At 58.4% G+C, this 20,330-nt stretch carries 16 protein-coding genes and 1 pseudogene; 10 read left to right on the top strand and 7 right to left on the bottom strand.

Going from position 1 to position 20,330, the window contains the following annotated elements; translation table 11 throughout:
• The first annotated feature begins 13 nt into the window (after positions 1 to 13).
• The 4 genes from IOD40_RS00545 to IOD40_RS00560 all read left to right on the top strand — a co-directional run bounded on the left by IOD40_RS00545 (position 14) and on the right by IOD40_RS00560 (position 6,338).
• The gene (locus tag IOD40_RS00545; RefSeq protein ID WP_198473233.1) at positions 14 to 2,341 is read left to right on the top strand and encodes a mechanosensitive ion channel family protein; all 2,328 of its coding nucleotides are present in this window, start codon (positions 14 to 16) and stop codon (positions 2,339 to 2,341) included.
• 95 nt (positions 2,342 to 2,436) lie between these two features.
• The gene (locus tag IOD40_RS00550) at positions 2,437 to 2,706 is read left to right on the top strand and encodes a hypothetical protein (protein WP_210336752.1); all 270 of its coding nucleotides are present in this window, start codon (positions 2,437 to 2,439) and stop codon (positions 2,704 to 2,706) included.
• A gap of 120 nt (positions 2,707 to 2,826) precedes the next feature.
• A complete protein-coding gene (locus IOD40_RS00555; RefSeq protein WP_198473235.1) occupies positions 2,827 to 5,388 on the top strand; it encodes a GcvT family protein in 2,562 nt (853 codons plus the stop codon).
• 125 nt (positions 5,389 to 5,513) lie between these two features.
• Positions 5,514 to 6,338 carry a DUF1194 domain-containing protein gene (locus IOD40_RS00560; RefSeq protein ID WP_198473238.1) on the top strand — a complete coding sequence of 275 codons (825 nt, stop codon included), beginning with the start codon at positions 5,514 to 5,516 and terminating at the stop codon, positions 6,336 to 6,338.
• Positions 6,339 to 6,342: 4 nt separating this feature from the next.
• On the opposite strand, the gene IOD40_RS00565 is transcribed toward IOD40_RS00560, so the two are convergent.
• Positions 6,343 to 7,275: a GlxA family transcriptional regulator gene (locus IOD40_RS00565; RefSeq protein WP_233713780.1), complete on the bottom strand. Its 933-nt coding sequence runs from the start codon at positions 7,273 to 7,275 to the stop codon at positions 6,343 to 6,345.
• A 564-nt stretch (positions 7,276 to 7,839) separates the two neighbouring features.
• Here IOD40_RS00565 and IOD40_RS00570 point away from each other — a divergent pair.
• Complete coding sequence (locus tag IOD40_RS00570) at positions 7,840 to 8,736, top strand: LysR family transcriptional regulator (RefSeq protein WP_198473240.1); 897 nt, start codon at positions 7,840 to 7,842, stop codon at positions 8,734 to 8,736.
• A gap of 19 nt (positions 8,737 to 8,755) precedes the next feature.
• On the opposite strand, the gene IOD40_RS00575 is transcribed toward IOD40_RS00570, so the two are convergent.
• The 4 genes and pseudogenes from IOD40_RS00575 to IOD40_RS00590 all read right to left on the bottom strand — a co-directional run.
• Positions 8,756 to 10,825, bottom strand: coding sequence for an ASKHA domain-containing protein (locus IOD40_RS00575; RefSeq protein WP_198473242.1), 2,070 nt, complete (start codon positions 10,823 to 10,825; stop codon positions 8,756 to 8,758).
• A gap of 11 nt (positions 10,826 to 10,836) precedes the next feature.
• Positions 10,837 to 11,808 carry a methyltetrahydrofolate cobalamin methyltransferase gene (locus tag IOD40_RS00580; protein WP_198473244.1) on the bottom strand — a complete coding sequence of 324 codons (972 nt, stop codon included), beginning with the start codon at positions 11,806 to 11,808 and terminating at the stop codon, positions 10,837 to 10,839.
• A 69-nt stretch (positions 11,809 to 11,877) separates the two neighbouring features.
• On the bottom strand, positions 11,878 to 12,180 hold the full coding sequence (locus IOD40_RS00585; protein ID WP_198473246.1) for a virulence factor: 303 nt from the start codon (positions 12,178 to 12,180) through the stop codon (positions 11,878 to 11,880).
• A 121-nt stretch (positions 12,181 to 12,301) separates the two neighbouring features.
• Positions 12,302 to 12,901: pseudogene (locus IOD40_RS00590) on the bottom strand (DUF1638 domain-containing protein); the annotation flags it as partial.
• A gap of 53 nt (positions 12,902 to 12,954) precedes the next feature.
• Between IOD40_RS00590 and IOD40_RS00595 the strand changes: the two are divergent.
• Positions 12,955 to 13,116, top strand: a complete 162-nt coding sequence (locus IOD40_RS00595; RefSeq protein WP_198473250.1) for an entericidin domain-containing protein — start codon at positions 12,955 to 12,957, stop codon at positions 13,114 to 13,116.
• 22 nt (positions 13,117 to 13,138) lie between these two features.
• Here the strand turns inward: IOD40_RS00595 and IOD40_RS00600 are convergent, their stop codons facing one another.
• Positions 13,139 to 13,834 (bottom strand): corrinoid protein, encoded by a 696-nt coding sequence (locus IOD40_RS00600; protein ID WP_198473252.1) that lies wholly within the window; start codon positions 13,832 to 13,834, stop codon positions 13,139 to 13,141.
• Positions 13,835 to 14,086: 252 nt separating this feature from the next.
• Between IOD40_RS00600 and IOD40_RS00605 the strand changes: the two genes are divergently transcribed.
• From IOD40_RS00605 to IOD40_RS00620, 4 genes are all read left to right on the top strand, one after another.
• Positions 14,087 to 15,652 (top strand): trimethylamine methyltransferase family protein, encoded by a 1,566-nt coding sequence (locus IOD40_RS00605; RefSeq protein WP_198473254.1) that lies wholly within the window; start codon positions 14,087 to 14,089, stop codon positions 15,650 to 15,652.
• Positions 15,653 to 15,748: 96 nt separating this feature from the next.
• Positions 15,749 to 16,405, top strand: coding sequence for a hypothetical protein (locus tag IOD40_RS00610; protein WP_198473256.1), 657 nt, complete (start codon positions 15,749 to 15,751; stop codon positions 16,403 to 16,405).
• Positions 16,406 to 16,554: 149 nt separating this feature from the next.
• A complete protein-coding gene (locus tag IOD40_RS00615) occupies positions 16,555 to 17,106 on the top strand; it encodes an RNA polymerase sigma factor (protein ID WP_198474191.1) in 552 nt (183 codons plus the stop codon).
• 2 nt (positions 17,107 to 17,108) lie between these two features.
• A complete protein-coding gene (locus IOD40_RS00620; RefSeq protein WP_198473258.1) occupies positions 17,109 to 19,073 on the top strand; it encodes a vWA domain-containing protein in 1,965 nt (654 codons plus the stop codon).
• A 120-nt stretch (positions 19,074 to 19,193) separates the two neighbouring features.
• On the opposite strand, the gene bmt is transcribed toward IOD40_RS00620, so the two are convergent.
• Positions 19,194 to 20,210 carry a betaine--homocysteine S-methyltransferase gene (gene bmt, locus IOD40_RS00625; RefSeq protein WP_198473260.1) on the bottom strand — a complete coding sequence of 339 codons (1,017 nt, stop codon included), beginning with the start codon at positions 20,208 to 20,210 and terminating at the stop codon, positions 19,194 to 19,196.
• Positions 20,211 to 20,330: the final 120 nt, after the last annotated feature.

Consider the following 20,330-nt stretch of genomic DNA (forward strand, 5'->3'; position numbering starts at 1 on the left):
ACCGCCAGCACGCATGATGCTATCCATCCGTTTTCTCACCAGGGTTCTGCTGCTCCTTCTGCTCTTGCTCGGAGGGCAGGTGCTGGCGCAGGAGCCCGTTGCGGACGATGCCGCATCGACCAAGGCAACTGGTCTGCAGGTCAACGCTGAGCAGCGCACTGAAATTGCAGCCATCGCGAAGCGCACGGACCTGCTGAAAGCTCAGTTGGAGCTGAACGCGACGGACGACGCGGTGCTGGTCGAAATCCGGACGCAGCTAGAGGAGATCAACCGCAAGCTCCTTGCCAGTGGCGTTTCCTTTCGACCTCGTCTGGAAACCCTCAACGCGCGCCTGGACGAAATCGGAGATCCGGCTGAAGATGAACCGGCTTCGCTCGCAGACGAGCGGCAAAATCTGACGGCTGAAAAGACGGACATCAACACGCTTTTGGGTGAAGCTGAGGCACTGTCCCTGCGCGTGAACGGCATGATCGAGGAAATCGCGCGCACCCGCCGCGATCTCTTCGCCAACACGCTATCGCGGCGCTATGACATCAGCGCAGCAGTCAATCAGGATGTGTGGAGGGACCTGCGGGCCGAGAGTGCGAAAGTTGCCTCAGCGGTTGGATCCTGGGTGAGCTTCGTCCTGAACTACAAGCTCAGCAGCGTGCTGATCGCGACCGGCCTTGCACTTCTGGCCGCGATTACGCTTGCAGTTGGGAGCAGAAGGGTCTTCGGTCGTCTGTTCGTGGCTGAGCCGGGCGAACTTGCGCCGTCATATCTCGGTCGTTTGTCGGTTACCTTCTGGTCGACGCTTATCCCAACCGCCGCATTGTGTGTCTTCCTTGCGCTGACGTGGTTCTTCTACGACTATTTCGGAATTCTTCGACGCGACATCGAGCAGTTGATGGTCGCGCTGTTCAACGTGATCGCGGTTGTCTTTTTCGTCTTCCGACTGGCCAGCGCGTTTTTTTCGCCGAACCTTCCGGCGTGGCGACTCCTGCCAATGCGCACGCCCGCAGCCCACACTCTGTTCTGGCTTGTCTTTCTGACAGCCCTCGTCACTGCGGCTGATTTTTTCGGAAACAGCGTCAACGAGGTGATGCGTTCGCCGCTTTCTCTGACGGTTGCCAAAAGTTTTTTCGCCACCATTCTGGTTGGCATTCTTGTCATCGTCATCGCGAGGGTGCGCCCCTACGAAGATGACGAAGGCAATCCCAAGGCGTGGCACCCGCTGCTTCGTATCGTCCTCTACCTTCTCGGGGGCGGAACACTCGTCGCTGCGCTTCTCGGATATATCGGCCTTGCCCGTTTTATCGCGCAGCAGATTGTCATTACCGGCGCCATCCTGACGACGATGTATGTCGGCTATCTGTCGGCTAGCGCGATCTCGGAAATAGGAGCTTTCAGTCGCAGTCGACTGGGGAAAAAGCTGGGCGCTCGGTTCAAGCTGGATGAAGCGAGCGAGGACCAGATCGGCCTCATCCTCTCAATGGTGATCAACATCCTGGTGCTGGCGATTGGCGTGCCGCTGATCTTCCTCCAATGGGGCTTCCGGTGGGGGGATATCAGTTCCTGGACCTATAATTTCGCCAATGAGATTAAAATCGGCTCCTTCTCGTTCTCGCTGATCGGCATCGTTACCGGCATCCTGGTCTTCTTGATAGGGTATTTTGGTACCAAGGCGTTCCAGCGCTGGTTGGACGGGAAGGTGATGGCGCGCGGCCGGGTTGACGCAGGCGTGCGCAATTCGGTGAGCACGGCCGTCGGTTACGCCGGCGTTGCCCTCGCTGGCTTGATCGGTCTTTCAGCGGCGGGCATTGACCTTTCCAACCTCGCATTGGTGGCTGGCGCGCTGTCACTTGGCATCGGCTTCGGCCTCCAGAACATCGTCAACAATTTCGTTTCCGGGCTCATCCTTCTGGCCGAGCGACCCTTCAAGGTTGGAGACTGGATCGTTGCGGGTGGCTTTGAGGGGAATGTCCGCAAAATCAGCGTCCGGGCCACCGAGATCGAGACGTTCCAGCGCCAGACGGTCATCATGCCCAATTCCACCTTCATCAATGCAGCGGTCGGAAACTGGACACACCGAAATCGGCTCGGGCGCGTCGATATTCCCGTTCTGGCCCACTACACGAACGACGCTCGTGAGGTTCATTCCGTTCTAATGGAGATTGTCAGCGCTCATCCGCAGACGCTCAAGAACCCGGCGCCATCGGTAACGTTCGACGGCTTTACCGATGCTGCTCTCAACTTCACGATCAAGGCGTTCGTCGCCGATATTGCCAGCACCAGTTCGTTCAAGAATGAATTGCGTTTCCAGATAGTGGAGCGGTTCAAGGCCGAGGGGATCAAGATCTGATCGGAGAACTCGTTCAGTTGGCGTTCAGCCAAGCTGGACTATACGGATAAGACAGGCAGTGGAGCTTGTTGTGCGGTAGAGGTGGCGAGTAGCCCATGACCAAGATACTCAGGATCGCAACGCTCTCCCTTGCGGCGATTGTACCGGCGCCTTTACTCGCCGCCACGATCACGAATCTCGATGAGGTCGAGTACACCCTGGTTATTGCCGAAGGCAGCAGCCAGTCGCAGGTCACGATCGGTGCGGGTCAATCGATCGAGATTTGCTCGCAAGGCTGTTTCCTCACTTTACCAAACGGTGACCGGGAGGTGCTGACCGGGCCGGAACAGTTCGAGATCAGGGAAGGACGGGTCAAGTTTCTTTGACACCCACGAGCGGGAAGTGTGCGCCGTCGCGCCGCGCTTCTGCAATGTCGCAAACAGGCTTCGTGCCGCACATGGCGTAGCCCTATAGTCGCCCGGCAATTTCGTGTCGGAGCAGTGGGCATGGCAGAATTTCCCAAGAAGGCGAAGGTCGTAATCATCGGCCTCGGAGGAATCGTCGGAGCATCGATCGCACACCATCTGGTTGAGCGGGGATGGGATGATATTGTCGGCATCGACAAATCCGGCATACCCACGGACATCGGCTCCACCGCCCACGCGTCCGATTTCTGCTACACGACCGCCCACGACTATCTGACGGTCTGGACAACGCAGTACTCAATCGATTTCTTCGAGAAGATGGGCCATTACGCGCGCGTCGGTGGTCTTGAGGTCGCGCGTAAAGGTGACGACGCCTGGATGTTGGAGATCAAGCGCAAGCTGATGTCCGCCCGCGCATTTGGCACGCGCGCCCACTATGTCTCTCCTGAGGAAATCAAGAAGCTGTTCCCGCTGATCGAGCAGGACCAGGTCATGGGCGGCATGTTTGATCCTGATGCAGGTCTTGTCATCCCGCGTTCGCAGACCGTTGCCGGGAAGCTGGTAGATGCAGCGGAGAAGTCAGGAAAGGTGCGGGCTTTCGCCAACACTCCGGCCCAATCGCTTATCGTCGAGAATGGACGGATCAAGGGCGTGGTGACGCACCGAGGTACCATAGAGGCCGATCATGTGGTCGTTGCCGCAGGCCTTTGGGGGCGCGTGATCGCGGAAATGGTGGGAGAAGACCTGCCGGTGATGCCCGTTGATCACCCGCTGACCTTCTTCGGACCCTTCAATGAGTTCGAAGGAACCGGCAAGGAGATCGGCTACCCGCTTCTGCGCGATCAGGGCAACTCTGCCTATATGCGCGATACGGGTGATCCCAAGACGACCGAGGGAGGACAGATCGAGTGGGGCTATTACGAGACCGAGGATCCCCGACTCTGCCACCCGCGCGACCTTCTTGAAAAGCATGAGGCGCGGCTTTCGCCATCCCAGCGTGATCTCGACATGGAGCAAATCCTCGAGCCGCTGGAGCGCGCGATCGAACTGACGCCGATCCTGGGCGAGCTCGGCTACAATGAAAGCCACTCGTTTAACGGTCTCCTTCAGGTTTCCGCCAGCGGCGGGGCATCATGCGGCGAAAGCCAGAAAGTTCGCGGCCTTTGGTACTGCGTCGGTATCTGGGTGAAGGATGGCCCCGGTTACGGGAAGCTTCTCGCGGACTGGATGACTGACGGCCGCACCGTGGTCGACCATTCAAGCATCGACTATTCGCGGTTCTATCCCTACCAGCTCACTGAAGACTACATCGAAGCACGTACCCGCGAGGCGGCACAGAAGATCTACTTCCCGGCCGTCCATCCGCGCGAGCCGTTTGCTTTCGGGCGTAATATTCGGCGCTCCCCATTTTATGAGCGGGAAGTTGAGCTTGGCGGCTATTTCATGGAACTCGGAGGGTGGGAGCGAGCCCACGGCTACGCGGCCAACGAGCATCTTCTGGAAAAGTACGGCGATCGCGTTCCGGTCAGGGCGAACGAATGGGATAATCGCCACTTCTGGCGGGTCTCAAATGCTGAACACCTCGCCATGAGCGAGGATTGCGGCATCGTGAACCTTTCTCACTTCGCCATGTACGATGTCGAGGGACCGGATCATGTCGCGTTGATGGAATGGCTCTGCGCCGCTCGTATTGGTGGCGACGGCAATATCGGCAAGGGCATTTACACCCATTTTCTCGATGACGAGGGAATGGTACGGGCCGATCTGACTGTGATCCGCATGGCAGATCGCTGCCGGGTCATTGATGGCGCCGATGCCGGGCCTCGCGATTATCACTACATGCGCCGTGTGGCGCAGGACAAAGGCTTCGACGTCACCATCACTGACGTCACCGAGAAGTTCATCACGATCGGCATCTGGGGGCCCAACGCCCGGGCCAATCTGCAAAAGGTGGTTGAAGATCCTGACGGCCTTTCGCCGGAGAACTTCCCGTTTGCTGCAATCAAGCCAATCCGGATTGCAGGAAAGGAAGTCTCAGCCTTCCGCATCTCTTATGTCGGTGAGCAGGGCTGGGAACTTCACATGCGCTACGAGGACGGGCTCGCTGTCTGGGATGCACTGCGCTCAACAGGCGTGATTGCAGTTGGCGTCGAGACCTACGCAAACTCAAGACGAATGGAGAAAAGCCTGCGCCTGCAAAATGGGGATCTTCTTACGCAGTACAATCTGCTCGAGGCGGACCTTGCACGTCCGAAAGTGAAGGACGCAGACTTTCGTGGAAAAGCTAGGCACCTGGAGTACAAGGCGCGACCACATCAGCCTGCGATGCTGTGCACTCTTGTACTGACGGACACGACAGATTCCAGCGGCACTGCCCGTTACCCGGTGGGCATCATGCCAGTCGTTGACCCGGAGACCGGGGAGACACTCGTAGATTCGCTCGGTCGTCGTTCGTACACCACTTCGGTTGCCTTCGGTCCGACGATTGGCAAAAACATCGCTCTCGCCTACCTGCCGCATGAGTATGCCCAGGAAGGTCGGAAGCTGGCCGTCGAATACTTCACCGAGCGTTTCCCGGCTGAGGTCGCGGCTGTGGGGTACAAGCCGTTGTACGACCCGGAAAATCTGAAGCCGCGAAGCTAGACAAGATATTGTCAGTCACCCTCTCCAACTGCGGGAGGGTGACGTAACGTCATCGTGAAGTTGGTGCTGGCGTTTCGGCTTCAACAGGTCTGTTCATGTAGCCGACATTCCGTATTCTGCGATAGATGACGCGGTTACGGCACATAGAGCTTGCCTTACTGGCGGCTTTGGTACCTGCAGCGGTGACAACCGCAACCAAAACTGTGTTCGCGGAGCCGGTGGACGTCGAGCTCGTGCTCGCGGTGGACGTCTCCCTGTCGATGTCACCGGACGAACTGGCGATCCAGCGCGACGGCTATGTCGCCGCTCTAACCCATGAGCAAGTTCTGCGTGCCATCACTGATGGCATACACGGCAAGATCGCTCTTACCTACGTTGAGTGGGCAGGGGATCGGATGCAAGATGTTGTTGTTCCGTGGACAGTCATTTCCAATGAGGCCGAAGCGGCCGCATTTGCGCAGCAGCTTACCATGCACCCGCCAGCCAGAGCCCGGCGTACGTCTCTTTCAGGAGTGCTGACATTCGCGTCTGATCTGTTCGCCGAAAGCGAATATGTCGGAATGAAGCGCATCGTTGACATATCCGGCGACGGCCCAAACAATCAGGGCCCCCCGGTCGCTGACGCTCGCGATGCTCTGCTTGCGCAGGGCATCGTCATCAATGGCCTGCCATTGATGACGAGAGGAGACGGCTTCATCAGCTCATACGACGTTCCTGAACTCGACCTCTATTACCAGTCCTGCGTCGTCGGCGGGCCCGGCTCGTTCATGATACCGGTCAACGACTGGTCGCAATTTCCGGAGGCCGTGCGCCGCAAACTTGTGCTCGAACTCGCTGGTTTACCGGACATTGAGGCACCGCAGATAATCCGTGTCGCCTCAAGCGAGGGAACCGATTGCATGATCGGTGAAAAAATGTGGCGTCAGCGAAATATGTGGGACAGCCCGTGAAGCCTCAGGCAGCGAGCCGTCGGTCGGCACGCTCCTGCTGTGGAGAGCGCGCATAAAGCTCCCGGTAGCACTTCGAGAAATGCGAAGCCGAAACAAAGCCGCACGCCACCGCCACCTCAACAACCGGCATTGTTGATTGGATCAGCAAATGACGGGCGCGGTCGAGCCTTATCTCCAGATAGTAGCGAGCGGGTGAGCGTCCCATCTCCTGGCGAAACAGCCGCTCGATCTGGCGGCGCGACAAACCGACATGATCGGCAATCTCAAGCAGCGACAGCGGTTCCGCAAGGTTGGCTTCCATAAGCTCGATTATCGTCAAAACCTTCGAGTTCTGTACGCCCAGACGTGCACGCAGTGGAAGTCGTTGCCGATCACTCGGGCTGCGGACGCGGTCGGTCAGCACTTGCTCGCAGACCCGATTGACCAGATTGTCGTCGAAGTCTTCACCGATCAGCTTGAGCATCATGTCGAGTGCCGCGGTGCCGCCGGCGCAGGTGTAGATGTTGCCGTCCACCTCAAACAGATCGGCATAGACATTCACCTTCGGGAAGGCTTCGGCAAAGCCAGGAAGGTTCTCCCAGTGGATCGCGCAGCGCTTGCCAGACAGCAGTCCCGCTTGCGCCAGAATGTGAGCCCCCGTGCAAAGGCCACCAATGGCGACGCCGCGATTATATTCCTCTCTTAGCCACGCATAGACACTCTTCTGGCGATAGTTTTCGACGTTCAAGCCCGAGCAAACGATGACCATCGATGGGCGACCCTCGCCAGACATGCGGCGACGTTCCTCTTCGAGGGAGGTGTCGACCCCGCATTCAACGCCGTTGGACGCACGTACCGGCTGACCATCTACACTTGCAAGGCGCCAGCGATATGCTTCGTAGCCAAGCATTCTATTTGCCGACCGCAAAGGCTCCAGCGCGGTCGCGAACGCGATCATTGTAAACTCGGGTGTAAGGAAGAATACGATCGACCTTTTGACTGCAGATTTAAGGGACACGATTGCCTCATAGGTAGTGTGGCCCGCAGACAGGTCATGTCGCGATCAACAAAGCCTCATCAGGAATAGATAGAGTTGTCAATGGACTGGCAGCGTCGCAATGGAACAATAGTATCAGCTGTCAAACAACCATAGAGCGTAAGAGGAAATATTGGTGGAGGCGCCGCCTTCGGCCAATGGACAAGCCGTCGGCGGCGCCGTGACACGGCGTCATGGACGGGTGCGCTTGTCTGAATAAACGGAGCGCTCGTGCATGTCGGGCCAACCAATATCTTTCTGGATTTCTGCCGGGAGACTCGAAACAAAAAGTATTGTCTGAGCCTGCCGATGACGCCGGCGCAGCCGGTCGTGAAACAGGCGGACGGTAGACAGCAGAGACATCTTACTCTCCTTGAATCTGGACTTCTTCTGTTGGAACCAGATTGACTATGGGGTCTGCCTAGTGTTCAATCAAACGAAATGAAATGATCTGATGGATCAGAAAAGTTGATGTAGGAGCATCCAATGAACGCGCCGCTGAATCACCCGATGCCGCTGTTGGACCTCGATGTCCTCAGAACCTTCGTGGCGATCGCGGAGACGGGGAGCTTTACCCGAGCTGCAAGTGCGGTGTTTCGTACGCCATCTGCCGTTTCGATGCAGATCAAGAAGCTCGAAGAGATACTCGGCGTCGCGGTTTTCACGCGGGATCCGCGCACGGTGTCGCTCACCAACGAGGGTGAGATGCTGATGGGCTACGCGCGTCGCTTGTTAGCCCTCAACCGCGAGGCGGTTTCGAAGTTCATTCTGCCGGACATTTCGGGGGTCGTGCGCGTCGGTTCCCCGGACGACTATGGCGAGCGCGTGCTTCCGAACGTGCTTCGGCGGTTCGCGCAAACGCATCCGTCTGTGGCGGTCGATGTAACAATCGACATGAGTAGCCAGCTCTTGCGGCGCATGGCCGAGCGCCAACTGGATATCACCTTGTTCACGGTGTGCCGCGAAATCCCGCTGGACGCTGAGGTGCTCCTGACCGAACCTGTCGTCTGGGGCGGCGCTCGCGGGGGTACAGCGCATCTGCGTGACCCGTTGCCGGTCTCGCTCTGGGAGGAGGGCTGCGTGTGGCGTGCAGATGCTTTGGAAGCGCTTAGTAAGGGCGGACGCGACTATCGTATCGCCTACATGAGTGCGCATACGGCGGGGCAGCGGGCTGCAATCCTCTCAGATCTTGCCGTCGCGCCGCTACCTCGCTCCTTTACTGGCGATGATATAGTCGCGCTGGGCCCGAACGAGGGGCTACCGAAGCTGTCGAACTATCATCTTGCAATGCGGGTTGCACCCGAGGCGTCCGCTCCCGTCCGGGCTGCGGCTGACCATATACGCGCGACCTTTGAAGCGTTCCGCGAGACGGGCAAGTTCTGAAGCGCAGGACGCGCTTCATCTATTCCCTGGAACGACGAGCGGCACGCTCCTCGCGCGACCTGCGGCGCGGGACAGCCTCGCCGCCGGCACTATCGCCGCTCCTCGCCTTGCGTTGTGGCAGCGTGACCTGCTCTGAGAGCTTCGTGAACGGGTCCACCTTGTTTGGAAGCGCCATCGCATTGACGAACAATTGCTGGAAGTTCGGCTCCAGCGCGGTCTCGATTTTCTCGATCCGATGAACCGTGCCCTCGATTTCGCGACGATGCGTGCGGTTGAGGAGCGCCATCAACGCGCCATTTCCAGCCGCATTGCCGACCGCCTTCACCTCGTCCAGGTCACAGTCCGGGATCAACCCGAGAACCATGGCGTATTTCGGATCGATATAGGATCCAAACGCACCAGCGAACCGGATCGAATCGACGGTCTCGATTCCCTGCTTTTCCATCAATAGCCGAATTCCGGCGTAGAGCGCTGCCTTGGCGAGCTGGATCGCACGGACGTCATTTTGTGTCACCGTGATGCGCGGGCTGCCATCATGCAGCAGGTAGGAGAATGTTCGCCCGTTCTGCAGGATGCGCGGAGACGATGAAGCCAGCTGGCCATCAATGACGCCGTCCTCCGAGATGATGCCGGAGAGGAACATCTCCGCAACGACCTCGATGATAGCCGAGCCGCAAATGCCGGTTATGCCGAGGCGAGCTGCTTCTTCATCGAAGCCCTCTTCATCCGACCATTTCTCTGACCCGATGATCCGGAAGCGCGGTTCGAGGGATTGAGGATCGATGCGGACTCGCTCGATCGCTCCTGGCGCCGCGCGCTGACCTGACGATATTTCCGCGCCTTCAAAGGCCGGTCCCGTTGGAGACGAGGCAGCTACAGTGCGGTGGCGGTTGCCGAGGATGATTTCAGCATTGGTACCCACGTCGACGAGCAGCATCATGCTGTCCTGGCGGTGCGGCCCTTCCGATAGTGCTGCCGCGGCAGCGTCCGCACCAACGTGGCCAGCGATGCAGGGCAGGAGGTAAACCCTGGCGCCCCGGTTGATCTCCAGATCAAGATCTTGTGCACGCAAATGCACCGCGCCCGACACCGCAAGTGCGAAGGGGGCCTGTCCCAGCTCCGTAGGGTCGATGCCGAGAAACAGGTGGTGCATGATCGGGTTGGCGACGAACACTGCGTCGAGAATGTCATCCGGCGAAACACCGCCGTCCGCACACACTTTGCCAATCAGATCTCTCAAGGCCGCGCGAACGGCCTCGGTCATCGCCTGACGCCCATCCGGGTTCATCATCACGTAGGAGACGCGGCTCATCAGATCTTCGCCAAAGCGAATCTGAGGGTTGGAGGCACCCGCTGATGCGACGACGCGTCCTGACAGCAGCGATACGAGATGCATTGCGATCGTTGTCGAACCAATGTCGCAGGCAATTCCGTAGGCTTCATTGTGAAGTCCGGGCCAGAGCGCGGTAATTGTGGGGCGAGGGTCGTCCTCATCGCGATGGACGGCAGCTGTCACGCCCCAATCGCCCTTCCGGATAACCGACTGAAGCTCGGAAAGCAGATGGGCGTCAATCGCCGGCTCTTTCACGCCCCAATCGCGCTCAAGCATCACTTTCAAGCGATCAAGGTCACCTAGCGGTTTGTGCATGTCGGGTTCATCGACCTCGACGTAGCAAAGGCGAACTGCAGGATTGCGTTCAAAGACCCGATCGGTTGCTGCCTTGCGTACCACCTGAGCATTGATGACCGTGTCTTGCGGCACATCGATGACAAGGTCGCCCTCAATCGTCGAAGAGCACGAGAGGCGGCGTCCGTCGGCCAGTCCGCGCACACGTTCGTAACGCTCTTCCTTGGCTCCCTTCGCAGAAAGGTGATCGTTTGAAGAGACGATGCCGTGCTTGGCAAAATTGCCTTCCTGCACAACCACCTGGCAACGTCCGCAGGTGGCGCGGCCGCCGCAAACGCTTTCAACATACACGCCGAGCTGACGCGCAGCGTCGAGCACAGCTGTGCCTTTGGGGAACCTGCCCCGCTTGCCGGAGGGCATAAAGAGGACAAGCGGGTCGGTGGTGGTGACGGGCGGCTTCATTTTTTTGCTTCTTAGTTGGTCACAGCAGTTCTGCGCGCTTCACGGCCACCGCGGCGGCGGCTGGATGAGGCTGTGTCGCCGGGCGCATTGACCTGGACCGGGGCAGGGGCGGCATGTTCACCCGGCTTGTAGTCCTTGTAAGTCTTGATCCAGCTTGCGCAGTCACGGTCAGTGCCATTGAGCACGTTTGCCCCGCGAACCATCTCCATCTCCTGCGGACGGCAGGGGTTCATGATCGCCGATGTCATGCCAGCACCGATCACCATCGGGATGAAGGCAGCATTGATGCCATGACGGTGGGGCAGGCCGAATGAGATGTTCGACAGGCCGCAGGTGGTGTTGACCTTGAGCTCTTCGCGCAGTCGGCGCAGAAGCGCGAAAACTTGAAGACCGGCGGTGCCCATGGCTCCGATTGGCATCACCAGAGGGTCGACGACGATATCGTGAGGCTTGATGCCGTAATCCGCAGCGCGCTCAACAATCTTCTTCGCTACGGCAAAGCGGACATCCGGATCCGGCGAGATGCCGGTCTCGTCGTTGGATATAGCGACGACGGGCACATCGTATTTCTTGCACAGAGGAAGGATTGCTTCGAGCTTCTCTTCTTCACCGGTCACCGAATTCACCAGTGGACGGCCCTTGGCCACTTTCAGCGCCGCCTCGATGGCCGCTGTAACCGATGAGTCGATTGAGAGCGGGACGTCGACGAGACCCTGCACGATTTCCAGGGTCTGTACCAGAAGCGCAGGTTCGGTCGCGTTTGGATCGACTGCCGTCACGCCGGCGTTCACGTCGAGCATGGTAGCACCCGCAGCCACTTGCTCGATGGCGTCTCTGCGCACAGTGTCAAAATTCCCGGCAACCATCTCCGCCGCCAGCTTTTTTCGGCCTGTCGGGTTGATACGCTCGCCGATCACGCAGAAGGGCTGATCGAAGCCGATGATGACTTCGCGGGTCGCGGAGGCGACGATGGTGCGTGTCATAGAAGTTTTGCTCCTAATTGATATAACGAGTTGCTTATATCGCTGTTCTTTTTCATCGGGCGTAAGGGCTCAAGCTGTCTCCCGCCCGCCGGCTTTCACCAAAGCAACCAGCCGCTCCCGATCGTATTCCGCTTCCAGCGACGAGAATGCCTTTTCGGCCTCAGCTTCGAGGTCGTCGCTAACGGGCACAGGATCAGCCTTGCGCCACTCAGCCAGATAGGCATCCGTGTCTCCGGCACCGGTGCGCATCGCGCACATGTCGATAGCTTCGGTAAAGCGCAGTGGCAGCTCGCGCTTGGCGCTCTGCCTTCCCTTCTTGACGATCACCTGCGCAGGAATATCCCGCCAATAAACGATAATGAGATCAGCCATTTCAGTTCCGTTCCTGAGTGATGGAAGAATTGCCGGGCTGGGCACAATACGCTTGTTGCGGGACGACGCGGGCAGGTTGAAAAGCGACAGTGTGAACGTCGCTCATGAATTCGTGGAGGACGGCAGCTGCTCTGAGCGCAGGGATGAGGTCGCCATATCCCGTAAAGCGCTTTTCGTAGGCGAGACCCAGCATCTTGGCCGCGTCGACAGCCACCTTTTCCAGTTCCGCATCGTCGGTTTGTGCAAGGTAGACGACCTTTTCGTAATTACCGAAAAGGTCGCGAGCCAGCTCCGGATGACGGTCAAGCCCCAAGGGCTTGATGAAGAAGGCATCGAACTGACGGCACAGAAAATCGGTGAAGTAGAAGGCTGTGATGTCGCCATCGGACACCGCGTCGAACGCTTCAAGGCCTTGGTAGAATGCAAAGCAGTGCGGCCCGGCGATGCGTTTGACGGCATGCTTTTCGCAAACCCGGTCAAGCATCCCGCCGGTCCCGCAATCAGCGTAGCCGACGAAGATGTTCGCCCACCCGTCTGCTCTCGCTCTGGTAATCGCCGCATCGATGCCCGGAGCGATGCGGTCTGGGTGAAAATGGTACTCTGCCGGGAGGCAGGTCAATTCCAGATGATCGAGGCCGTTTGCTGCCTTAACCGCAAGAATCTCCCTCGCAAGCATTCCGCATGCGATGATGAGAACTTTTTCCGGGGCCGTGCGTTGCATGTGGGTCACTGATCTGGCGCAAACCGCGCGCTATTCCTACACGGAGAGAGACTATGAACCTGAAGGCCATTTCCAAGGTTGCAGCATTGCTTTTTGTTGCGGGTATTGCTGCGGGCTGCGCTAACACTATTCGCGGTGTAGGTGCCGACACGGCAAATGCGGTCGATGCAACGCAAGCTGCTGGCCGTAACGTCGAGCGCTCGGCCAGCTACTGAAATGCAAATTAGTCTGCGCGGCTCAGGCCGCGCGGACGTTGTGACGACGCTTCATAAACTCTTTTGCCGTTTCCACGGCGACGGCTGCGTCGCGGCAATAGGCATCGGCGCCTACAGCGGTCGCGAATTCCTCATTTAGAGGTGCGCCGCCGACGAGGACCACATAATCTTCCCGAATGCCCTTTTCCTTCATCGTGTCGATCACGACCTTCATGTAAGGCATGGTCGTGGTAAGCAGGGCTGACATGCCCACGATGTCCGGTTGGTGCTCTTCAATGGCGACCAGGTAGTTCTCGACCGGATTGTTGATGCCTAGGTCAACGACGTCGAAGCCAGCACCCTCCATCATCATACCTACGAGGTTCTTGCCGATATCGTGGATGTCGCCCTTCACGGTACCGATGACAAGCTTGCCTTGCTTGGGCGCGTCTGTCGCGGCGAGCAGTGGGCGAAGGATGGTCATGCCCGCCTTCATCGCGTTGGCGGACAGGAGAACTTCCGGCACGAAAAGGATGCCGTCGCGGAAGTCTTCGCCTACGATACGCATGCCTTCAACCAGCGCTTGCGTAAGAACGTCGTAGGGAACCCAGCCGCGTTCAAGAAGGATCTTTGTACCTTCCTCGATCTCTTCCTTAAGTCCATCATAGAGGTCGTCATGCATCTGCTGCACGAGTTCATCGTCGGAGAGTTCGGAGAGGATGATTTCGTCGTCGGACATTCCCAAGGCTCCTGAAGACATGGCGGTCTCGCAGCGTCGCTGAGAGGCTGACCAATTCTTATGTCCCCCGACGAGTTTTGCTTATCTGATTTGCGACGTCCCGCAAGTGGAAAGCGACCCAGCGTCATTTGGGCTGCGTTCGGGTTTCTTCCGATTGTCGAATTGCGACAGGCTCTGGCGCTCTCTGGCCGCTTCCATCACGCCGCTGCGCTACGATCAGTCAAAGCCTTATCGAAGCAGGGATAGTTGGGCATGGAAGACAATCTGATCGGGGAACAGGATGTCGGCGGCGGACGCCGCGCGCGCGGCGGTGCGGCAGCACGGCGAGCGGCGCGTACGAGCGGAAGCGCCGGTACACAGCTGACATATATCAAGCGCGAAGTCCCCGTTTACGAGGTTTTAAACGAAGAAGGGCTGGCTCTCATCGAGGCCAATGCCGACACGATACTTGAGGAAGTCGGCATCGAATTTCGTGACGATGCAGAAGCCTTGGCAATGTGGAAGGAAGCTGGTGCGGATGTGCGCGGAGAGCGTGTGCATTTCCCGAAGGGGCTCCCGCGTTCGCTTCTGAAGACGGCACCGTCCACCTTCACCCAGCATGCCCGCAATCCCGAACGTTCAGTTCAGATTGGCGGAAATGCTACGGTATTTGCTCCGGTTTACGGCCCGCCCTTCGTCCGCGACCTCGATGGCAACCGGCGCTATGCCACGATCGAAGACTTTCGCAATTTTGTGAAGCTGGCCTACATGGCGCCGTCGATCCACCATTCGGGTGGAACGGTTTGTGAGCCCGTCGATGTGCCGGTCAACAAGCGTCACCTCGATATGCTGCTGGCGCATATGACGCTGTCAGACAAGCCATTCATGGGGTCGGTCACCGCGCCTGAGCGCGCCGAAGACACGGTCTCGATGGCCAAGATCTTGTTCGGCGAGGAGTTTGTCGACCAAAACACTGTTGTCATCAACCTGATCAACGCCAATTCGCCCATGGTCTTCGATGACACCATGCTTGGCGCGTTGAAAGTCTATGCGCGCAACAATCAGGCGTGCATCGTGACGCCGTTTATCCTGGCTGGAGCCATGAGCCCAGTGACCGTGGCCGGTACCTTGACGCAGGTTCTCGCGGAAGTTCTGGCCGGTGCCTCCTTTACCCAGCTTGTACGGCCGGGTGCTCCGGTGGTGTTCGGTACCTTTGCCTCGTCGATCTCGATGCAGTCGGGTGCGCCGACGTTCGGGACGCCGGAGCCGACGCTTGTTTCGTATGGTGCAGCACAGCTGGCACGCCGGCTTGGTCTGCCCTTCCGAACCGGCGGATCGCTTTGTGCGGCAAAAATTCCGGACGCGCAGGCCGCTTATGAGAGCGCGAACACGCTGAATTCGACATTGCTCGCAGGTACTAATTTCGTGCTGCACGCGGCGGGCTGGCTGGAGGGCGGTCTTGCCTCCTGCTACGAGAAATTCATGATGGACATTGACCAGCTGGGTATGGCCCAGAAGATGGCCCAGGGCGTTGATCTCTCGGAAAACGGCCAGGCGATGGATGCCATCCGAGAAGTCGGACCCGGCAGCCACTACCTTGGGTGCTCACACACACAGGCGAACTTCCAAACCGCGTTCTATCGCTCCAGCATTGCCGACAACAACTCCTACGAACAATGGCAGGCGGAGGGACAGAAGACCGCATCCCAGAGGGCGAACGAGCTGGCACGTCGCTGGCTTGAGAACTACGAGGGGCCGCAGCTTGACGCGGGCATCGCCGAAGGTCTGAAAGACTTTATCGCCCGCAAGAAGGAGTCGATGCCTGACGCGTTCACTTGAAAAGAGCCCGAATCAGGCCGGGCTAAAGTGGCCAACATTATTCATAAGGAAGTCTGGCGCAGCGCCTTTCGCGATCCGGACAGTGGGAGGCGTTGATTGCCCAAGGATGTCGCCGAACTGGCAATAGCGTTGTCAGCGTCGGGACTTTCGTTGAGAAGTGTCGTTCGTCTTGAAGCGGGCGAGTGGCAGAGTGCCCGTGCAGTAGCCCTCATCGGAAATGAGGGCGCTGCCTATTGGCACCATTTCCAGAACTGGTGTGATGACCAGACGGAGAGCGTCGAAAATCCGCTCGACAGCTGGTCACGTCAGGTCATCAACGAGGTAGCCAACCGTTTCGGCGGGGTGGTCCTCATGCCTAATGATCGACCGTATCCACCTTTTCAGCGATGGGCAATGAAAGCTCATGGACTTCGTCCGTCGCCAATCGGGCCGCTGATCGATGCGCGTTTCGGGCTATGGCATGCTTATCGAGGCGCGATCCTGTTCGATGATGATATTCTGATTCAAGACGCTGAGGATCAGATTCATCCTTGCGGCGTATGTGCTGGAAAATACTGCGTTAAGTCGTGTCCCGTAGGGGCGTTCGATGGAGGCGTATTCGACTATGCGCGCTGTCTGGCACACGTCCGTGGCCCCAACGCGGGCGAATGCCGGCACAAATGTATCGCGAGGAATGCTTGCCCCGTCGGACCGGAATGGCGGTATCCCGATCACGTTCAGGCGTTCCACCAGAAGGTGTTTGCAGGTCTTTGAGCAGACGTCACATCCGCATCTCATCGCCGGGATATGATGTCAGGAGAGCATTCTCTCACGACATGGCGGAACATCCTTTAAGTTGTTCCACGCATATTTTTTGCTCGGGACCCAAGGATTGGCGTGCATGACTCGTCCTACCGTTGATGATGGCACTCGCGCAGATGGAACAGAGCTTGGCTGACCGGGAATTGGCGCGCGCCGCAGGTCGTGGCGACCGTGCAGCTTTCGCCGCTTTGGTCGAACGTCATTACGACTTCATTTATCGTGTCAGCTGGCGGCTGACCGGTAGCAGGACTGAGGCCGAAGACATTGCGCAGGATGTCTGCGCCCGGTTGGGGGTGGCGATCCGGACCTATCGCGCTGATAGCGCATTTACGACCTGGCTCTACGCGATCATCACCAACGCTGTGCGCGATGCGGGACGAAAACGCGTGCGTGAGGGCGAAAAAATATCGGCATGGGCGCGTGATCTCTCAATCACGGATACAGGTCCCGGAGATGGCCCTGCTGAGGCGCTCTGGGCTGCCGTGCGCGGATTGCCTGCGAAGCAGCAGGAAGCTGTGACCCTCGTTTACGGAGAGGGACTGTCTCACGCGCGGGCAGCTGAAATCATGGCTGTCTCGGAGACGACCGTCTCCTGGCATATTCATGAAGCGAAAAAGCGGCTGAAACAGATCGTTTCGGTCGGGGATGCTTGATCATGGCAAACAAGCTGAATGACGATTTCGATATTCTGCGTAGCACCAAGGTGCCGCAGCCGAGCAAGGAGGCACGTGATCGCGCGCTTCACGCAGCGCTGGCAGCGTTTGATGACGCCGCTGAAAATAATGCGCCGCGCACCCAAGGAAATGCGAGTGGCGGACGTCTTACCGACAGAACATTTCGTTTCTGGAGGGAAGTCATGCAGAAGAAATTGATCGCAGTGCCAGCTTTCGCCGGGCTCGTTGCGCTGCCAATCGCAGGCGTCATCGGGTGGCAGCTGATGGACGAGCTTCGTCCGGACATGACTTTGCCCAATGATGGTGCGTCTAGCGAGGCAGCTGAGACCACAGCCAGCGGCCACTTGGGGCGACGTGTTGCGCCGCAAAGTGCGATCGTTGAGGATAGCGGAGCATTTGTTCCGAGCGCGATCAGTCCCCGGAGCGTCATCTCGGGCGAAGCGCTGATCGAGCGCTCTGCACGGCCAGGCTATTTGCCGCAGCCAGTGCCGATGATGGTGCCTTCATCGGCGCCAAGTGACGGAAGAGAGCGCTTTGCGAACGGCGACACGAACCCGTTGAAAGTGACTGCTGAAGCACCAGTGTCGACCTTTTCGATCGACGTGGACACAGCCTCATACGCGTTCGTTCGTCGATCGCTGCGAGAAGGGGTGCTTCCACTGCCTGAAAGCGTGCGGGTCGAAGAGCTGATCAACTATTTTCCTTACGACTGGCAGGGGCCGTCGAGCGCATCGGTCCCCTTCAACACGCGCATCACCGTCATGCCGACGCCATGGAATGAGAACACGCAGCTGATGCACGTCGCCATCAAGGGCTACGAGATTAACCAGACGGCAAAACCTCGATCGAATCTGGTGTTTCTCGTCGACGTTTCCGGGTCGATGAACGAACCGGACAAGTTGCCGCTGCTGAAAAACTCTTTCCGGCTTTTGCTGGACAAGCTCGATAGCGACGACACGGTGTCGATCGTAACCTATGCGGGAAGGGCGGGGACTGCGCTTGAGCCGACAAAGGTGTCGGAGAAGCAGAAGATTCTTCAGGCGCTCGATCACCTTGAGGCAGGGGGAAGCACCGCTGGCGAGGATGGGCTGCGGCAGGCCTATCAGCTGGCGGAATCCTCGTTCGTTGAGGGCGGCGTCAATCGTGTCATGCTGGCGACGGATGGCGACTTCAACGTCGGACAAACCAGCGATGATGATCTCAAGCGGCTTATCGAGGACAAGCGAGAGAGTGGCGTCCTCCTCTCTGTGCTCGGTTTTGGCCGCGGCAATCTCAACGACAGGATGATGCAGACCATCGCTCAAAACGGCAATGGCATTGCCGCCTACATCGATACCCTGTCCGAGGCCGAAAAGGTGTTGGTTCAGGAAGCTTCATCCAGCCTTTTCACAATCGCGCAGGACGTGAAGGTTCAGGTCGAATTCAACCCGCAGCAGGTCGCAGAGTACCGCCTCATTGGTTACGAGACGCGTGCTCTTGCGCGCGAGGATTTCAATAATGATCGGGTTGATGCCGGAGATATCGGCTCAGGTCACAGCGTCACAGCGATCTATGAGATTACGCCTGTCGGCAGTCCTGCCCGCATGACAGATGAGTTGCGCTATGGCGGGGCGCGAACGCAAGGCAGCCCTGCCGGCGAAATGGAAGAACTTGCCTTCGTCAAATTGCGCTACAAGCAACCGGGAGAGGCGCATAGCAAGCTGATCGAGACGCCGGTGACTGAAGATAATGTCGTTGCTCGTTTTGACGAAGCTGGTGAGAGCGAGCGCTTTTCCGCTGCGGTTGCCGCGTTCGGCCAGAAACTCCGTCGTTCGTCCGACCTCTCGAGCTTCGGCTATGATCAGATCATCGATATTGCGAACGCGTCCCGCGGCGCTGACCCTTATGGCTATCGAGCGGAGTTTTTGTCGCTGGTCCGGCTGGCCGCCGCGTTGGACACAAAATAGTAGCGAGAAAACGACCGGTGGTGCCGAAGGACAACTCTCCGGGACCACCGGACAAAAGAAAGAGCGCGGCGACGATGCCAGCAGCAAGTCGGAAGCCGCTAGAAATACTCTACCGCTTGTTCAGTGTCGGGCGCGGCGCCGTTCTCGGCGTGAGGCCCCCTCGATTGCGCCGCTCTGATTTGCCTGTTTGTTACGGAGCGGTCCGATGGATGTCACGATCTCGTCGACGTCCGGCCGCTCGCCACCGCGAACGTAATGATCCAATGCGTCGCGCATTGCTCGCAAATGTTCGCAAGATGTGCCACAGCACCCCCCGATGATCGATGCACCGGCGTCAAACGCCATGCAGGCATATCTCGCCATCAATTCTGGCGTGCCAGAGTAGGCAATCTCGGTTCCGCGGAATTCCGGAATGCCGCAATTTCCCTTGACCACGATGATCGCGTCGGACTTTGCCTCGCTCATATCAAGCAATGAAGCGAGAATGTCGGAAGCCCCCACGCCGCAATTGGCTCCGACGGCGACAGGTGGCGCGAGGCCATCAACAACGCTGTGGATGTCTCGTGGGGCAAGGCCCATCATGGTGCGCCCGGCGGTGTCGAACGACCCCGTGTAGACGTAAGGAAGTCCAACGCGAACCGCGGCTTCCGCGGCCGCCCGGATTTCACCCGGAGCAGACATCGTCTCGATCCAGGCAACTTCAGCGCCGCCAGCTTTCAATCCTTCGATCTGCTCTGCAAACGCTGCGACCGCTTCATCGTGGGTGAGAGCCCCAAGCGGTTCCAAAAGCTCCCCCGTCGGGCCGACTGATCCTGCGACTATGACCTTGCGGTCCGCCCTGTCCGCGACGGAACGGGCTATCTCTGCCGCCTTGCGGTTAAGCTCATGTACCCGGTCTTGGGCATGGTGCAGCTTCAGTCGATGGCGAGTGCCGCCAAAGGAGTTCGTCAGGATGATGTCCGCGCCAGCATCAACGAAGCCCTGATGCAGGGTGACGATTTTTTCCGGGGCATTGTCGTTCCAAAGTTCAGGTGCCTCTCCTGATGTTAGTCCCATCGCAAACAGGCTTGTCCCGGTTGCACCATCGGCGAGCAGCACACCTTTTTGGGCAAGGAGTTCGTGGATCGGGTTGGGCATCACGGCCTCCGCCTCTAGTTGGATGAATAATGATATAAAGAAATGCTTATGTCGTCAATTATAAATCAGTGCTGCGCTGTGGTCACCGAAAAAACAGTAAAAATCAAAAGAGTTTGAAGC

Source organism: Aquamicrobium zhengzhouense (assembly GCF_016124105.1).
In the GTDB taxonomy this organism is placed as follows: Bacteria; Pseudomonadota; Alphaproteobacteria; order Rhizobiales; family Rhizobiaceae; genus Aerobium; species Aerobium zhengzhouense.

Excerpts from the sequence above, each read along its gene's own strand:
- IOD40_RS00580 (WP_198473244.1), bottom strand. The coding sequence starts at position 11,808 with ATGACACGCACCATCGTCGCCTCCGCGACCCGCGAAGTCATCATCGGC.
- IOD40_RS00615 (WP_198474191.1), top strand. The coding sequence starts at position 16,555 with ATGGCACTCGCGCAGATGGAACAGAGCTTGGCTGACCGGGAATTGGCG.
- IOD40_RS00550 (WP_210336752.1), top strand. The coding sequence starts at position 2,437 with ATGACCAAGATACTCAGGATCGCAACGCTCTCCCTTGCGGCGATTGTA.
- IOD40_RS00560 (WP_198473238.1), top strand. The coding sequence starts at position 5,514 with ATGACGCGGTTACGGCACATAGAGCTTGCCTTACTGGCGGCTTTGGTA.
- IOD40_RS00605 (WP_198473254.1), top strand. The coding sequence starts at position 14,087 with ATGGAAGACAATCTGATCGGGGAACAGGATGTCGGCGGCGGACGCCGC.
- IOD40_RS00575 (WP_198473242.1), bottom strand. The coding sequence starts at position 10,825 with ATGAAGCCGCCCGTCACCACCACCGACCCGCTTGTCCTCTTTATGCCC.
- bmt (WP_198473260.1), bottom strand. The coding sequence starts at position 20,210 with ATGCCCAACCCGATCCACGAACTCCTTGCCCAAAAAGGTGTGCTGCTC.
- IOD40_RS00595 (WP_198473250.1), top strand. The coding sequence starts at position 12,955 with ATGAACCTGAAGGCCATTTCCAAGGTTGCAGCATTGCTTTTTGTTGCG.
- IOD40_RS00570 (WP_198473240.1), top strand. The coding sequence starts at position 7,840 with ATGAACGCGCCGCTGAATCACCCGATGCCGCTGTTGGACCTCGATGTC.
- IOD40_RS00545 (WP_198473233.1), top strand. The coding sequence starts at position 14 with ATGATGCTATCCATCCGTTTTCTCACCAGGGTTCTGCTGCTCCTTCTG.
- IOD40_RS00600 (WP_198473252.1), bottom strand. The coding sequence starts at position 13,834 with ATGTCCGACGACGAAATCATCCTCTCCGAACTCTCCGACGATGAACTC.
- IOD40_RS00565 (WP_233713780.1), bottom strand. The coding sequence starts at position 7,275 with ATGATCGCGTTCGCGACCGCGCTGGAGCCTTTGCGGTCGGCAAATAGA.
- IOD40_RS00620 (WP_198473258.1), top strand. The coding sequence starts at position 17,109 with ATGGCAAACAAGCTGAATGACGATTTCGATATTCTGCGTAGCACCAAG.
- IOD40_RS00555 (WP_198473235.1), top strand. The coding sequence starts at position 2,827 with ATGGCAGAATTTCCCAAGAAGGCGAAGGTCGTAATCATCGGCCTCGGA.
- IOD40_RS00585 (WP_198473246.1), bottom strand. The coding sequence starts at position 12,180 with ATGGCTGATCTCATTATCGTTTATTGGCGGGATATTCCTGCGCAGGTG.